Raw genomic sequence first — 14,634 nt, forward strand, 5'->3', positions numbered from 1 at the left:
CCCCCTTCGCCCCTCCTCCTCCCTCTCCCCCTCTCCCTCGAAAGAAAAGAGACACCCCATGACCGCGTACCGCATGCCCGCCGAATGGTCCGAGCACGAGGGCTGTCTGATGGCCTGGCCCACCCGCGTCGATCTCTGGGACGACGTCCTCGACCAGGTGCAGGACGAGTACGCGCACGTCGCCCGCGCCATAGCCGAGTTCGAGCCGGTCACCATGGTCGCCCCGCCCGGCCACGGGGAGGGTGCCCGCGCGCGGTGCGGTGACGCCGTCGACGTGATCGAACTGCCCCTGGACGACTCGTGGTTCCGCGACTCGGCCCCGCTGTTCGTCCTCGACGGGAGCGGCCGCCGCGCCGGGGTCGACTTCCGTTTCAACGCGTGGGGCCGCAAGCACCACCCGTACGACTCCGACGACCGGATCAGCGGCCTGCTGCTCGACCGCCTCGACGTCACGCGCGTCCACTCCGACATGATCCTTGAAGGCGGCTCGATCACCGTCGACGGCGAGGGCACGCTGATCACCACCGAGCAGTGCCTGCTCCACCCCAACCGCAACCCCGGCATGAGCCGCGCCCAGATCGAGGCCGAACTGAAGTCCCGGCTGGGCGTCGAGAAGGTCATCTGGCTGCCGTACGGCGGGCTGCTCGACACCGAGACGGACGGGCACGTCGACGGGGTCTGTGCGTTCGCCGCCCCCGGCAGGGTCGTCGTCTCCCTGCCCGCCGATCCGGCGCACCCCGACTACGCCCGGATGCGCGCCAACCGCGCCGTCCTCGAGGTCAGCACCGACGCCCAGGGCAGGCCCCTGGAGATCGTCGACGTCCCGCAGACCGTGTTCACCGAGGTGGCCGGTGGCGAGGTCGAGGTGTCGTACCTCAACTACTACGTCGCCAACGGCGGTGTCGTCGTGCCGGTGGCCGGGCGGCCCGTCGACGAGGAGGCGCTCGCGGTGATCGCCGCCGCGCACCCCGGCCGCAAGGTGGTCGGCGTGCGGGCCGCGGCCGTCGCGTACGGCGGCGGGGGCGTGCACTGCATCACCCAGCAGATCCCCGCCGTCCGCCACAACGCGTGACGTAGGGGTGAGCGCCCCCATGACCACTCCCCCTGCGCCGCGAGACGCGAGACGCGGCCGGCTCCGGCGGCTGACCGCCGCGGCCGCCGCCCTGGCCTCGCTCGCCGCGCTCGCGGCCTGCGCGGGCCCCCCGCGGAACGCCTCCGGGATCGACTTCGCCCTGTCCGCGGCGACCCCGCCCGCCAAGGGCGACATCGACTCCTTCACCTGGGCCCTGTACGCCGAACCGCCCACGCTCGACTACACGGTGGCGTTCGACTATCCGCAGAACATGGTGCTCTCCAATGTGTGCGAGAGCCTCATGCGCTGGACGCCGGAGCTCACCACCGAGCCGGGCCTGGCCCGCAAGGCGTCGCACCCCGACCGCACCACCTGGGTCTACGACCTGCGCAAGAACGTGCGCTTCCACGACGGCCGGACGATGACCGCCGACGACGTGGTGTTCAGCCTCGACCGGCAGCGCGACCCGGACAACGCGGCCGCGTGGGCGCAGGTCTTCCAGAACGTCGCCTCGGTGAAGAAGACCGCGCCCCTCCAGGTCACCGTCGAGCTCAAGAAGCCCGACTCGCAGTTCCCCCAGTACATGGCGAGCGCCGCCGGGGTCGTGGCCTCCGAGGCCGGGGTCGAGGCGGCGGGCAGGGACTACGGCACTTCGGGCGGCCTCGCTTGTACGGGCCCGTTCGAACTCGGCACCTGGAACAAGGGCCAGTCCATCGAGCTCGACCGCTTCGACGGCTACTGGGGCAGGCGCGCCAAGTCAGGAAAGGTGGTCTTCCGCTTCCTGCCCGACGCCTCCGCGAGGACCAACGCCCTGCTGAGCGGCGACGCCGACGGCGGCTATCTGATCCCCACCGAGAGCTATGCCCGGCTGCGCGGCAGCGGCGTCGGCAAGCTGTACTTCGGCGAGGGCCTGAGCACCGTGAACCTCGCCGTCACCGACATGAAGGGCCCGCTCGGCGACCTCCGCGTGCGGCGCGCCCTGTCCCTCGCCCTCGACCGCGCCGGGTTCGTCCAGGTCGGCCTCGGCGGCGCGGGCGCCCCCACCGGAGCGCTCACCACGCGCGCCGCCTGGGCCGGTGCGTCCGACGGGGTCAGGAAGCGGGCCTTCGCGGGCGCCCGCGCGGGTGACCCGGACATCGCACGCGCCAAGGCGCTGATCAAGAAGGCGGGCGCCACCGGCAAGTCCCTGACCGTCGCGACCAGTTCGGTGGGGCAGGACGTCTCGCTCCTCGCCACGGCCGTGCAGGACGCGGGCACCCGCATCGGCCTGGACATCCGGCTCAAGTCCATCGCGCCCAACGCGTTCACCTCGCTGTTCACCGATCCCGGCGCGCGCAAGGGCATCGACATGTTCCCGCTCACGTACTACGACTCGATCACCGATCCGCTCGACTTCCTGACGAACTTCAAGACCAAGGCCTATCTGAACTTCGCGGGCCACAGTGACAAGGCATACGACGAACTGGTCGAGCGCGCCACCGCCGTCGACGACCCGAGGCGGCGTCTCGCGATCGAGGCGGACCTCCACCGGCGCGCCAACCGGCAGCTGCCGTGGATCCCCGTCGCGGAGTGGCCCACCGCCGTCTTCCTCAACAAGAGGATCACGGGCGCGCCGACCAGCATCGCGTACATGTACTACCCGTGGGCCGCCGATGTGGGGGCCGCGCGATGACCTTCCTCAGATTCGCGGCCAGACGTGTCGCCGAGATGGCCGCCACGCTGCTCGCCGCGTCGTTCGTGGTCTTCGGCGCGCTGTATCTGGCGCCGGGCAGTCCGGCGAGCTTCCTGCTCTCGGGCCGGTCGGCGTCGCCGGAGGCCGTGGCGGCGATCAACTCCCAGTACCACCTGGACGATCCGTTCGCCGTACGGTACTTCGACTGGCTCGGTGGCGTCCTGCACGGCGACTTCGGGCGGTCCATCACCTACCGCACCGACGTCTCCCGCCTCCTTGCCGACCGTCTGCCCACCACCCTGCTGCTGATCGTCATGGCGCTCGCCGTGGTCGTGGCCGGTGGTCTGCTCCTCGGCCGGATCGCCGCCGTGCGCGGCGGACGCATCGACTCCGCGATCCTGGTCGTCACGACGTTCGCCGTCGGCACGCCGTCCTTCGTGGCGGCCGTGCTGCTCCAGGGCCTGTTCGCCGTACGTCTCGGCTGGTTTCCCAGCGGCGGCGCGGGCGACGGCCTCGGCGACATGATCTGGCACCTGACGCTGCCCTCGATCGCGCTCGCCCTCTATCTCATCGGCATGCTCGCCCGCGTCACCCGCTCGGCGATGGCCGAGGCACTGGAAAGTGAGCACGTCACCGTGGCCCGCAGCAGGGGCGTGCCCGAACGCCTGGTCATCCGCCGCCATGTGTTCCGCAACGCGCTCGGCACCGTCCTGACCACCGGAGGACTCGTCGTCTCCACGCTCCTGGTCTGCACGATCCTCGTCGAGACCGCCTTCAGCGTCGGCGGCATCGGGCAGCTCCTCGAACTGTCCACCACCACCAAGGACTTCCCGACCGTCCAGGCCATCGCACTGATCGTCGTCGCCCTGTTCATGGCGGTGAACCTCGTCGTCGACCTGCTGCTTCCGCTGGTCGACCCGCGGATCACGCTCGGCACGAGGGGGTCCGCCGCATGACCGCCGTCCTCACCCGCCGCCCCGGCCTGGCCCGGATCCGCGCCGGGGGCTCACCCCTCCACCTGGTCTGCCTCGCGCTCGTCGCCCTCGTCGTCCTCGCCGCGCTGCTCGCCCCCTGGGTGGTGCCGCACGACCCCAACGCCGTCGACCTGGGCGGCGCCCTCGCCGGGCCCTCCGCCGAGCATCCGCTCGGCGTGGACGCCGCGGGCCGCGACACCCTCTCGCGGCTGCTCCTCGGCGCCCGCACCTCGCTGCTCGGCCCCCTCGGAGTGGTGGTCTTCTCCACCCTCACCGGGGTCGCCGTCGGCACGGTGGCTGCCTGGCGGGGCGGCTGGCTCGACTCCGTGCTGTCCCGCAGCACCGAGCTGGTCTTCGCCTTCCCCGGGCTGCTCCTCGCGATCCTCATCATCTCCGTCTACGGCGAGGGCCTGCTCGCCCCGGTGATCGCCCTCGCCGTCGCCTACCTCCCCTACGTCAGCCGTCTCACCCGCTCCCTGGTCCTCGCCGAGCGGGCCCGCCCCTACGTCAGCGCCCACCAGGTGCAGGGCCACTCGGCGCTCCAGATCTGTCTGCGCCACGTCCTGCCCAACATCGCGCCCGTCGTCCTCGCCCAGGCCACCATCAACTTCGGCTACGCCCTCATGGACCTCGCGGGCCTGTCCTTCCTAGGACTCGGCGTGCCCCCGCTCACCCCCGACTGGGGCCGCATGGTCTTCGACGGCCAGACCGCGATCCAGCACGGCTACCCGCTCTCCGCGGTGCTGCCCTGCGTCTTCATCGTGCTGACCGTCGTCGCGTTCAACGTCGTCGGCGAACGCTGGGCCGACCGGGTCGCCAGGAGGGACCGATGAGCACAGCCTCCATACCGAGCCACGTCCTGGCCATCCAAGGGCTCCGCATCACCCTGCCCGGCACCGCCCGCCCCGTCCTGGACGGCGTCGACCTCACCGTCGCCGCCGGGGAGACCGTCGCCCTCGTCGGCGAGTCGGGGTCGGGCAAGACCCTCACCTCGCGCAGCGCGCTGCGGCTCCTGCCGCCCGGCGCCGTCACCGAGGGCGCCGTCCGGGTCCACGGCGACGACGTCCTCACCATGGACGCGGCCCGGCTGCGGGCCCTGCGCACCGGCACCGCCGCCATGGTCTTCCAGGACCCGCGCGCCGCCCTCAACCCGCTGCGCCGCATCGGTGACTTCCTCACCGAAGGCGTCCGTACAACGCACCGCGCGGACGCGACCGCCCGTGCCACCGAGCTCCTCGACGCGGTCGGCCTGGACGCCGCCGTCCTGCGCAAGTACCCCGGCCAGGTGTCCGGCGGCATGCTGCAGCGCGTCATGATCGCCGCCGCCCTCATGGGCGACCCGGCCCTGCTGCTCGCCGACGAACCGACCACGGCCCTGGACGTCACCACTCAGGCGGAGGTCGTCGCCCTCCTCGTCCGGCTGCGGGAACGCTTCGGCACCGGACTGCTCTTCGTCACCCATGACCTCGACCTGGCCGCGGCCATCAGCGACCGCGTCTACGTCATGTACGCGGGCCGCATCGCCGAACACGGTCCTGCCGAAGCGCTCTTCGCCCGGCCGCGGCATCCCTACACGGCCGCCCTGCTTGCCTCCACGCCACGCCTGGAGACGGCGGGCGGACGACTCCAGGCCATCGACGGCCAGCCGCCCGATCTCCGTACGGCTCTCAACGGCTGTGCTTTCGCGGCCCGTTGTCCGCTCGCCACCGAGGCGTGCGACCGGGAGGAGCCCGCACCGCGGCCCGCGCCGGGCGCGCCGGACCATCTGGCCGCCTGCCACCACAGCGACCTCCTCGAAGGGAGCACCGCCGATGTCTGAGCCCACGGCCGCGAACGTGCTGGAAGTCGGCGGACTGCGGCGGGACTTCGGTGCCGTGCGGGCCGTGGACGACGTCTCCTTCACCGTGCCGGAGGGCGGCTCCCTCGGCATCGTGGGGGAATCGGGGTCCGGCAAGACGACGACGGCCCGGATCCTGGTGGGCCTGGAGCGGGCCGACGCGGGCGACATCCACGTGCGCGGCAGACCCCGCGCCGTCCGCGTACGCGGCCGTGCCCAGCGCCTGGCCAGGGCCCGCGAGATCCAGATGGTCTTCCAGGATCCCTATCTCTCCCTCGATCCGCGCACCAGCGTCGAGGCGGCGCTCGGCGAGACCCTGCGGCTGCACTTCCCACGGGCCGACCACGCCCGGCGGGTGCGCGAGCTCCTCGACCAGGTGGGACTCGGCACCCGCGCCGCCGAGGCGCTCCCCCGGCAGCTCTCCGGCGGACAGCGCCAGCGCGTCGCCATCGCGCGGGCCCTGGCCGTCGAGCCCGCGGTGCTCGTCCTGGACGAGGCGGTCGCGGCCCTCGATGTGTCGGTGCAGGCGCAGATCCTCAACCTGCTCGCCGACATCCGCGAACGGACGTCGATCGGCTACCTCTTCATCACCCACGACCTCGGCGTGGTCCGCCACGTCACGGACGACGTGATCGTGATGCGCCACGGCTGCGTCGTCGAGTCGGGTGCCACCGCCGAGGTCCTGTCCGCGCCCCGGCATCCGTACACCCGGCTGCTCCTCGAATCCGTGCCGCGTCCGGGCTGGGACCCGGAACGGATCGCGGCGGCCCGCCGGGCCCTGACCGCATGACCCGCACACCCCACGTGTTTCACCCATCGTTCGAGGAGGCACCAGTGAACGACCGCCCCACTGCACGCAGCCACAAGAGGCCCTCACCGAGCAGGCGTACGTTCCTCACGGCTGCCGCCGTCGCCACGGCGGGCGCGGCCTTCGCGGGCGCCGAGGCGTGGGCCGGAGGACCGTCCGCGCCGCGCAGGGCGGCCCGCGCCGGTTCGTTCGCCGTCCCCGCCGAGGACGTCCGGCACACCAGGACCTGGATGGCGTGGCCGGACAGCAGTGCCATCTGGGGCCGTCAACTCGGCGGCGTCCAGGCCGACATCGCCCTCATCGCGAAGACCGTCGCCCAGCACGAGCCCGTCACCGTGTGCGCCAACCCGACGAGCGCCGCCAAGGCCCGCTCGATGTGCGGGAGTTCGGTCGAGGTCAGCACGTCCGTCCCCGTCGACGACTGCTGGATGCGGGACTCAGGACCGGTGTTCCGCACCGACGGCGCGGGTGGCCTCGACGCGGTCGGCCTGCACTTCAACGGCTGGGGCGGCAAGCAGCAGCACGCCAAGGACGCGCGCGTCGCCGAGCGGATCGCCGCCCTGGCCGGTGTGCGGTTCACCGGCGCCGACCTGGTCGGCGAGGGCGGCGCCGTCGAGCAGGACGGCGCGGGCACCCTGATGGCCACCCGCAGCAGCCTCCTCAACGGCAACCGCAACCCCGGGATGTCCGAGACGGCGCTGACGGACGCGCTGTGCGAGGCGTACGGCGCCGACAAGGTCATCTGGTTCGACGGCGTGTACGGCCAGGACATCACCGACGACCACGTCGACGCCACGTCCCGCTTCCTCGCCCCCGGCCGGGCGCTCGTGCAGTGGCCCCTGGACTCGGACGACGACGCGTACGCCAAGGACGCCCGCGCGCAGTACCAGGTCCTGTCCGCCGCCACGAACGCCGACGGAAAGCCGATCGATGCGACCAAGCTGCAGGGCCCCGACTACAACAGGATCCGCTCGCGGAACCCGGACTTCCTCGCTTCCTACGCCAACTACTACGTCTGCAACGGCGCAGTGATCAGCGCGCACTTCGGCGACGCCACGGCCGACGCGGCCGCCAAGGCGGAGCTCGCCAGGCTGCATCCGGACCGGACGGTCGTGCAGATCGACATCGACCGGCTCGGCGCGGGCGGCGGCGGCATCCACTGCGTCACGCAGCAGCAGCCCGCTCCCTGACCAAGGGGGTGAGCGGGCCGCTTCGGAGGGGGCTCCGAAGCGGCCCGGCCCCGGCCGATGTGCGCGGTGGTTACTTCAGGCCGCGGTCCAGGGCGTTGAACAGGACGTTGTTCGAGGTGTCTCCGGACATCTCCCAGATCATCCCGCCGAGCAGACCCTTGGACTTGATGTACTGGGTCTTCTTCTCGATGGACCAGGCGTCGTCGAACGACCACCACTGGCCGTTGGCCCCGGTGTAGCCGTACGTGGAGATGGACTGCTCGTCGTGGTAGACGGTCAGGTTCGGGAAGGCGGCGACGAGGTTGTCGTAGCCGCGGGTGCCCGCCTCCTCCTGGAACTGGCCCGGCGCGGCGCCGTTGGCGCTCTGCCACTCGCCGTGCGCGCCGCCTTCGGCGACCTGCTGCCAGCCGCGCCCGTAGAACGGGAAGCCGATGGTCAGCTTGCGCGGCTTGATGCCCTGATCGGTGTACACCTTCACCGCGTCGTCGATGCTGAAGTCGGTGGGGTACGGGCTCTGTGCGTCCTTGTACAGGTTGGCCTGGTGGCCGGTGCGGTTGGGTTCCCAGGAGTTGTCGCTGCCCGCGCCGTGGAAGTCGTAGCCCTGGACGTTGCCGAAGTCCAGGTGCTTGAAGACCTCCTTGAGGTCCCAGCCGTCGTTGATCTTCTTGGCGTCGGCCGGGGTGAAGGCGGTGAGCAGCCGGTGGCTGCCGCCGAGCGCGTCGAGCTGCTTGCGGAACTCGGCGATCAGCGCGGTGTTGTTGGCCTTGTCGTCCGTGCTCCAGTGGTTGCCGGGGTGGCCGTCGGGCGATCCCGGCCACTCCCAGTCCAGGTCGAAGCCGTCGAAGATGCCCGCGGCGACGCCGTCACCGCCCGCGCCGTTGTACGCGGGCAGGTTGCCCTTGATGTACATGTCGATGCAGGACTTGACGAACTTCTTCCGCGAGTCGTCCGTCTTGGCGACGTCGGAGAAGTACTTGGAGTAGGTCCAGCCACCGAGCGAGACGACCACCTTGAGGTTGGGGTGCTTGGCCTTGAGCTTCTTCAGCTGGTTGAAGTTGCCGCGCAGCTTGCCCCAGCCGTCGTCGGCGACGCCGTCCACGGACTGTCCTGCGGGGAAGGCCCTGCCGTAGTCGGCCTCGGCGTCTCCGGCCCCGTCGCCCTGGTTGGGGTCCTGGGGGTTCTGCGTGGTGCCCTTGGTGACGCCATTGAGGCAGGTGAGGCTCTTGGGGTCGATGTTGGCGAAGGCGTAGTTGATGACGTCGAGCTTGCCCGCGGCGCCGGACGTCTCCAGGTCGCGCACGAAGTACTGGCGGCCGTAGATGCCCCACTGCACGAAGTAGCCGACCTTGGCGTAGCCGCCCTGGCCGACGGGCTCCTTGGTGGTGACGGAGAGAGTGTTGCTCGCGGGCGACGCGTTGTCGGCGGGGTCCCGTGCCTTGACGGTGAAGGTGTACTCCGTGTCGGGCTGGAGTCCGGTGACCGTGCTGGTGAGGGTGTCGGCGGGCAGGCTCTCCACGAGGGTCGTGCCGCGGTAGACGTCGTACGCGGCGACGCGCTGGTTGTCGGTGGCCGCGTCCCAGGCGAGCTTCACGGTGCTCGACGTGACGTCGGTGGAGCGGAGGTTGCGGGGCGCGGTGGGCGGGACGGTGTCGGTCGCCGGATCCACGGTGGTGGCGGTGACGGGGGCGCTGGCCTCGCCGGTGTTGCCGCGCGAGTCCTTGGCCCGGACGCTGAACTGGTAGGCGGTCGCCGGTTCCAGGCCGCGCACCGTGGCCTGGGTGGTGGCGCTGGCCGCCACGACGGTGGTGCCGCGCAGCACCTCGTAAGAGGCGACGGGGAAGTCGCCCTGTGCGGCCGCCGTCCACTTCAGGCTGACCGTGCGGGCGGTGGCGTCGGCGACGCCCACCCCGGTGGGGGCCTTCGGGGGCACGGCCGCGGTGCCGTCGCACTTGTCGCCGTTGATGAGGCAGCCGGTGGGGGGCTTGAGCTGGCCGCTGCCGCGGAAGGTGTAGCTGTACGGCTCGGTGTCACGGCCCGCGGGGACGCGGGCGTTGTAGTACGCGGGCGTCACGGTGACGTGCTTGCCCTTGATCTCGGCGGTGCCGTGCGTGTGGTCGCTGATGGTGACGCCGTCGGGCAGGTCGAACTCCAGGGACCAGGTGTCCACGGCGGTGTCGCCGCTGTTCTTCACGACGAACTTGCCGGTCCAGGACGATCCGCTGCCCTCGCTGACGAAGGTGGCGGTGAGCTTGGCGGCCGCGACGGCGGGGGCCGCGAGTGCGGTGAGTCCGGCCAGCGCCAGTGCGAGCACGGCGAGGACGGCGATGAGGCGTCGGGGGTGGGCCAGGACCTCGTGGGGTCTGGCTGGGGGTCTGAGTGGGGACACGGCTCTCCTTGGGGGAGGTGGCGTCCGTCCGTGCCGGGCCTGCCGAGGCCGGGGTGCAGGGGCTTGTCGGGAGGCTCTCCTTCGGTTCGCGTCCGTGTGTCCGCCGCTGCCGGGGCGTACGAGGGCAGCGGCGGATGCGGGAACGGTCCGATGGGACAGGGGTCGGACGCGCTTCCTGCGGTACAGACCTCTCAGGGAACCACCCCTCGTGAGCATGTCAACGCGGGTGGGAGGGCTCCCGGGCGTACCAATTCACGGCGCCGAGCCCCTCTGCCTCGCTCCCGAGTCCCACAAAGGACTGGACCAACTCGGAGAGATTTTGCCTCGCCTTGACGCGGTCGGCCGCTGGTCGGCGGATCGCGCGACCCCGCCGACGATGGACCGGTTTGCGCCACACCGGAGATCGTTTTGCTACGGCAGCATTGCGGTCTTTACGGCAACGTTGCGACCCCTGCGGCAACATTGCGACCTCGTGGCCAGACCAGCCAAAACCTGGCGCGACCGCCTAGTACGGACCAAGCTGACATTCGCCCCTCCGCGGCACCGTTCCGTACTCGTACGCCCTCAGAAAGCTCCACCACACATGTACTCGACCTGTCTGTCCGGCGCCCTTCCGGCGCATTCCACCTGTGTGGTGAGGGGGCGGTCCGCACCGTGCGCTATGTGATGCGCAAGGCGGGCGGCTGGCTCCTGATGATCGTGGTCGCGACCAACGCGACCTATTTCCTGGCCAGTTACTTCCTCGACCCGCGATCGAACTTCAAGGAGCTGCGGCCCGTCCGCACCGAGGCGCAGATCTCCCGCGCCCTCGCCCCGTACAACCTCGACCCCGGCATGCCACTGGTGCAACGGTGGTGGCACTGGCTCACCTCGGTGACCCTCGACTTCGACTGGGGCAAGTCGCCGACCGGCGTCTCCGTCAACGGCGAGGTGGGTTACCGCGCGCTGGTCAGCGCCGAGTTGGTCGTCACCGCGACCGTCCTGTCCGTCGTGATCGGTGTCGCCCTCGCCGTCTACACCGCCGCACGCCAGTACGGCGCTGCCGACCGTGTCTCGCAGGCGATATCCATCGCGATGTTCAACGTCCCGACGCCCGTAGCGGCACTCGCCGTGGTCTTCGTCGCCATCTGGCTCAATCAGCACGCCGGGTTCGACTTCCTCTACGTCGCCGGGGAGAACTCCCCCAACGTCGAGGGACTGCTCCCGACGATCGGTGACCGCCTCCTCCATCTGATCCTGCCGACCCTCACCCTGACGCTGATGGGTTACGTGGGCTACCACCTGACACAGCGTTCGCTGCTGCTCGACACGATCAACGCGGACTTCGTGCGCACGGCCCAGGCCACCGGCCTCACCCGCAGCCAGGCCGTCCGCAGGCACGCCCTGCGCGCCGCGCTGATCCCGACGGCGGCCTCGGTGGCGTTCAGCGTGCCCGCCGTCTTCACCGGAGCCGTGATCACCGAGACGATCTTCGGCTGGAACGGCATGGGCCGCTACTTCATCCAGACCATCAGCAAGAACGACGTGCACGGCACGGTCGCGACGGCCGCGTTCGCCGCGGTGCTCACCGCGATCGGCGCGATCCTCGCGGACATCGCCACGGTCTTCCTCGACCCGAGAGTGCGGGTGAACTGACATGGCGACAGCAACCGCTACCGCCCCGCCGCGCAGGGAACTCGGCCGCGGCCGGCTCTACCTGCGTCGCTTCCTGCGCAACCGCTTCGCCGTCGCCGGTGTCGTGATCTTCGCGCTGCTCGTGCTGTTCAGCGCCTTCGGCGGCCTGTTCACGTCCTACACCCACACCGACGCCGACTTCACGGCCCTCACCCAGCCGCCGAGCGCCACGCACTGGTTCGGCACCAACCAGGGCGGCAACGACATCTACGCCAGTGCGGTGCACGGGCTGCAGCGTTCGCTGGTGATCGCCGTGAGCGTGTCCGTCCTGACGATCGTCGTCGCGGCGGTCATCGGTTCGAGCGCCGCGTACTTCGGCGGGCGGGTGGAGAGGCTGACGCTCGCCGTCATCCACTTCCTGCTGATCGTCCCCTCGTTCCTCATCCTCGCCCTGGTCTCCAACCGGCTGGCAGGCGACTGGCGCGCCCTCATCCTCGTGCTGACCCTGTTCGGCTGGATGTCCACCGCCCGGGTCATCTGGTCCGTCTCCACCTCGCTGCGCGAACGGGACTACGTGACGGCGGCGGAGTTCATGGGCGTCCGGCCGCTGCGCATCATCCTGCGCCACATCATTCCCAACCTCGGCTCCCTGCTCATCGTCAACCTGACGCTCGGCGTCGTCGCGACCGTGCTCAGCGAGACCGCGCTGTCGTTCCTCGGGTTCGGCGTCCAGACCCCGGACGTCTCCCTCGGCACCATGCTCGCCGACGGAACGGCCACCGTGACCAGCGCACCCTGGCTCTTCGCCTTTCCCGCGGGCCTCGTCGTCCTGCTCACCGTGTCGATGACCTTCATCGGCGACGGGCTGCGCGACGCCCTCGACCCCACCTCTGTGACCGGCGCGGCGGGAGGCCGACGATGACACTCACCACCCCCCTGCGCGACGACCCGGTCTCCCCCACCGGCGCCGCCCCCGTGCTCTCCGTACGGGACCTGCGGATCTCCTTCCCCTCCGAGGCCGGACCCGTCGAAGCGGTGCGCGGCGTCAGTTTCGATCTCCTGCCTGGCCGGACCCTCGGCATCGTCGGCGAGTCCGGCTCGGGCAAGTCGGCCACCGCGATGGGCGTCATGGGACTGCTGCCGCCCACCGCAGAGCTGAGCGGCCAGGTCCTGCTCGGCGGTCAGGATCTGATCGGCCTCGACGACCGTGCCCTTTCGCGGGTACGGGGCAAGTCCATCGGCATGGTCTTCCAGGACCCGTTGTCCGCGCTCACCCCCATCTTCTCCGTCGGCAGGCTGCTCTCCGGTGCGCTGCGGGTCCACCAGGACCTGTCCAAGAAGGCGGCCTGGGAGCAGGCCGTCGAACTGCTCGACCTCGTCGGCATCCCCGACCCCCGCAACCGGGCCTCGTCCTTCCCCCACGAGTTCTCGGGCGGCATGCGCCAGCGCGTGGTCATCGCCATGGCGATCGCCAACCGGCCGAAAGTGCTGGTGGCCGACGAACCCACCACCGCGCTCGACGTCACCGTGCAGGCACAGATCCTCGACGTACTGCGCCTCGCCCAGCGGGAGACCGGCGCGGGACTCGTCCTGATCACCCACGACCTCGGCGTCGTGGCAGGCCACGCGGACGACGTCGCCGTCATGTACGCGGGCCGCTTCGTGGAGAAGACGGACGTGCACGCGCTGTTCCGGCGGCCGACGATGCCGTACACCGCGCGGCTCCTGGCCGCGGTGCCGACCGTGGACGGCGGGGTCCGCCGCCCCCTCGTCCCGATCGGCGGCGAGCCGCCCGCCCTGTCGGGCCTGCCCGACGGCTGCCCCTTCGCCAACCGGTGCGCCGTCGCACTCAACGCGTGCGGCTCCGAAGAACCGGAGCTGCGCGAGGTCATGGGGCACGGGGACGTGGCCTGCCTGCGCGCGGCCGAGATCGCCGACGGCACGCTGGACCCCACCGGGGGTGTCACGTCCGTCGAACGGGAGGCGGAGGCGGGCCCGGATCGCGCCGCGGGCGGCGACGTGGTGCTGCGCGTCGAGGACCTCGTCAAGACCTTCCCCGTCACCAAGGGCGCGTTCATCAAGCGCAGGGTCGGCACGCTGCACGCGGTCAACGGGGTCGGTTTCGAGCTGCGGGCCGGAGAGACGCTGGGCCTGGTGGGCGAGTCGGGCAGCGGCAAGACGACGACGCTGATGGAGATCCTGCGGCTCCGGGCACCTGAGGGCGGGCGGATCGAGATCGCGGGCAGGGAGGTCGGTGCCGCGGCAGACACCGGCGCCGCCCAGGGCACTTCAGCCGGTTCCGGCGGGCGCGGGCGCACCGTGCGGCACGACGTCCAGATCGTCATGCAGGACCCGCTGGGCGCCCTCGACCCGCGTCTCACCGTCCACCACCTGCTCGCCGAACCGCTGCGGGCCGTCGGCCGTGACCGCGAGGCGATCCGCGCCCGCGTCCACGAACTGCTGACGCTCGTCGGCCTCGACCCCTCGGTGAGCGACCGCTTCCCGGCCGCGCTCTCGGGAGGCCAGCGCCAGCGCATCGGCATCGCCCGCGCCCTGGCCACGGACCCGAAACTGCTCGCCCTCGACGAGCCGCTCTCCGCCCTCGACGTATCGGTGCAGGCCGGGGTGATCAATCTGCTCGGCCGGCTCAAGCGCGAGCTGGGGCTCGCCTATCTCATGGTCGCCCACGATCTCGCCGTGGTCCGCTACATCTGCGACCGCATCGCGGTGATGTACCTGGGGCACATCGTGGAGACCGGTGACACGGAGACGCTGTTCTCCCACCCGAAGCACCCCTACACCCAGGCACTCCTTTCGGCGATCCCCATCCCCGACCCGGAGCGCGAACGCACCCGCGAACGGATCGTCCTCAAGGGCGAGCAGCCGGGCGCCACAAACCTGCCGAGCGGCTGTGTGTTCATCGACCGCTGCCCCCTGTACCGCCTCGCCGACCCCGACGTCCGGGAGCGCTGCCGCACCGAGCGCCCCGCGCCCAGGCCGGTGCCGGGCCAGTCGGGCCACGAGTACGCCTGCCACGCCGCGTAACCCCTACTGCCACCCCTTCTCCCACCCCACTACAAC

Annotated in this window: 11 protein-coding genes; 10 read left to right on the forward strand and 1 reads right to left on the reverse strand. The window is 71.1% G+C overall.

Features of this window, described 5'->3' with window-relative positions; translation table 11 throughout:
• Positions 1–58 precede the first annotated feature (58 nt).
• The 7 genes from ABZV77_RS10140 to ABZV77_RS10170 are packed head-to-tail and all read left to right on the forward strand — an operon-like array spanning position 59 to position 7,553.
• On the forward strand, positions 59–1,072 hold the full coding sequence (locus tag ABZV77_RS10140) for an agmatine deiminase family protein (protein ID WP_356253006.1): 1,014 nt from the start codon (positions 59–61) through the stop codon (positions 1,070–1,072).
• A gap of 19 nt (positions 1,073–1,091) precedes the next feature.
• On the forward strand, positions 1,092–2,744 hold the full coding sequence (locus ABZV77_RS10145) for an ABC transporter substrate-binding protein (protein ID WP_356253009.1): 1,653 nt from the start codon (positions 1,092–1,094) through the stop codon (positions 2,742–2,744).
• The gene (locus ABZV77_RS10150) at positions 2,741–3,700 is read left to right on the forward strand and encodes an ABC transporter permease (protein WP_356253012.1); all 960 of its coding nucleotides are present in this window, start codon (positions 2,741–2,743) and stop codon (positions 3,698–3,700) included. The genes ABZV77_RS10145 and ABZV77_RS10150 overlap by 4 nt, the downstream gene beginning before the upstream one ends.
• Positions 3,697–4,551, forward strand: a complete 855-nt coding sequence (locus ABZV77_RS10155; RefSeq protein WP_356253014.1) for an ABC transporter permease — start codon at positions 3,697–3,699, stop codon at positions 4,549–4,551. The genes ABZV77_RS10150 and ABZV77_RS10155 overlap by 4 nt, the downstream gene beginning before the upstream one ends.
• Positions 4,548–5,537 (forward strand): ABC transporter ATP-binding protein, encoded by a 990-nt coding sequence (locus ABZV77_RS10160; RefSeq protein WP_356253017.1) that lies wholly within the window; start codon positions 4,548–4,550, stop codon positions 5,535–5,537. The genes ABZV77_RS10155 and ABZV77_RS10160 overlap by 4 nt, the downstream gene beginning before the upstream one ends.
• Positions 5,530–6,345, forward strand: coding sequence for an ABC transporter ATP-binding protein (locus tag ABZV77_RS10165; protein WP_356253020.1), 816 nt, complete (start codon positions 5,530–5,532; stop codon positions 6,343–6,345). Before ABZV77_RS10160 ends, ABZV77_RS10165 begins: the two co-directional genes overlap by 8 nt.
• A gap of 44 nt (positions 6,346–6,389) precedes the next feature.
• On the forward strand, positions 6,390–7,553 hold the full coding sequence (locus tag ABZV77_RS10170) for an agmatine deiminase family protein (protein ID WP_356253022.1): 1,164 nt from the start codon (positions 6,390–6,392) through the stop codon (positions 7,551–7,553).
• A gap of 70 nt (positions 7,554–7,623) precedes the next feature.
• Here ABZV77_RS10170 and ABZV77_RS10175 read toward each other — a convergent pair whose 3' ends face one another.
• On the reverse strand, positions 7,624–9,900 hold the full coding sequence (locus ABZV77_RS10175) for a glycosyl hydrolase family 18 protein (protein ID WP_356254258.1): 2,277 nt from the start codon (positions 9,898–9,900) through the stop codon (positions 7,624–7,626).
• 705 nt (positions 9,901–10,605) lie between these two features.
• Between ABZV77_RS10175 and ABZV77_RS10180 the strand changes: the two genes are divergently transcribed.
• From ABZV77_RS10180 to ABZV77_RS10190, 3 genes are read left to right on the forward strand one after another with little or no spacing between them, the layout of a single operon-like run.
• Positions 10,606–11,574, forward strand: a complete 969-nt coding sequence (locus tag ABZV77_RS10180; protein WP_356254261.1) for an ABC transporter permease — start codon at positions 10,606–10,608, stop codon at positions 11,572–11,574.
• A gap of 1 nt (position 11,575) precedes the next feature.
• Entirely contained in the window at positions 11,576–12,475 is a 900-nt protein-coding gene (locus ABZV77_RS10185; RefSeq protein WP_356253025.1) for an ABC transporter permease, read from the forward strand.
• Positions 12,472–14,598: an ABC transporter ATP-binding protein gene (locus ABZV77_RS10190; RefSeq protein ID WP_356253028.1), complete on the forward strand. Its 2,127-nt coding sequence runs from the start codon at positions 12,472–12,474 to the stop codon at positions 14,596–14,598. Before ABZV77_RS10185 ends, ABZV77_RS10190 begins: the two co-directional genes overlap by 4 nt.
• Positions 14,599–14,634 lie beyond the last annotated feature (36 nt).

It is taken from the genome of Streptomyces sp. NPDC004732 (assembly GCF_040609235.1).
Lineage (GTDB): Bacteria > Actinomycetota > Actinomycetes > Streptomycetales > Streptomycetaceae > Streptomyces.

Coding starts and splice junctions, on each gene's coding strand:
- ABZV77_RS10190 (WP_356253028.1), top strand. CDS start 12,472: ATGACACTCACCACCCCCCTGCGCGACGACCCGGTCTCCCCCACCGGC.
- ABZV77_RS10160 (WP_356253017.1), top strand. CDS start 4,548: ATGAGCACAGCCTCCATACCGAGCCACGTCCTGGCCATCCAAGGGCTC.
- ABZV77_RS10140 (WP_356253006.1), top strand. CDS start 59: ATGACCGCGTACCGCATGCCCGCCGAATGGTCCGAGCACGAGGGCTGT.
- ABZV77_RS10165 (WP_356253020.1), top strand. CDS start 5,530: ATGTCTGAGCCCACGGCCGCGAACGTGCTGGAAGTCGGCGGACTGCGG.
- ABZV77_RS10185 (WP_356253025.1), top strand. CDS start 11,576: ATGGCGACAGCAACCGCTACCGCCCCGCCGCGCAGGGAACTCGGCCGC.
- ABZV77_RS10180 (WP_356254261.1), top strand. CDS start 10,606: ATGCGCAAGGCGGGCGGCTGGCTCCTGATGATCGTGGTCGCGACCAAC.
- ABZV77_RS10145 (WP_356253009.1), top strand. CDS start 1,092: ATGACCACTCCCCCTGCGCCGCGAGACGCGAGACGCGGCCGGCTCCGG.
- ABZV77_RS10155 (WP_356253014.1), top strand. CDS start 3,697: ATGACCGCCGTCCTCACCCGCCGCCCCGGCCTGGCCCGGATCCGCGCC.
- ABZV77_RS10150 (WP_356253012.1), top strand. CDS start 2,741: ATGACCTTCCTCAGATTCGCGGCCAGACGTGTCGCCGAGATGGCCGCC.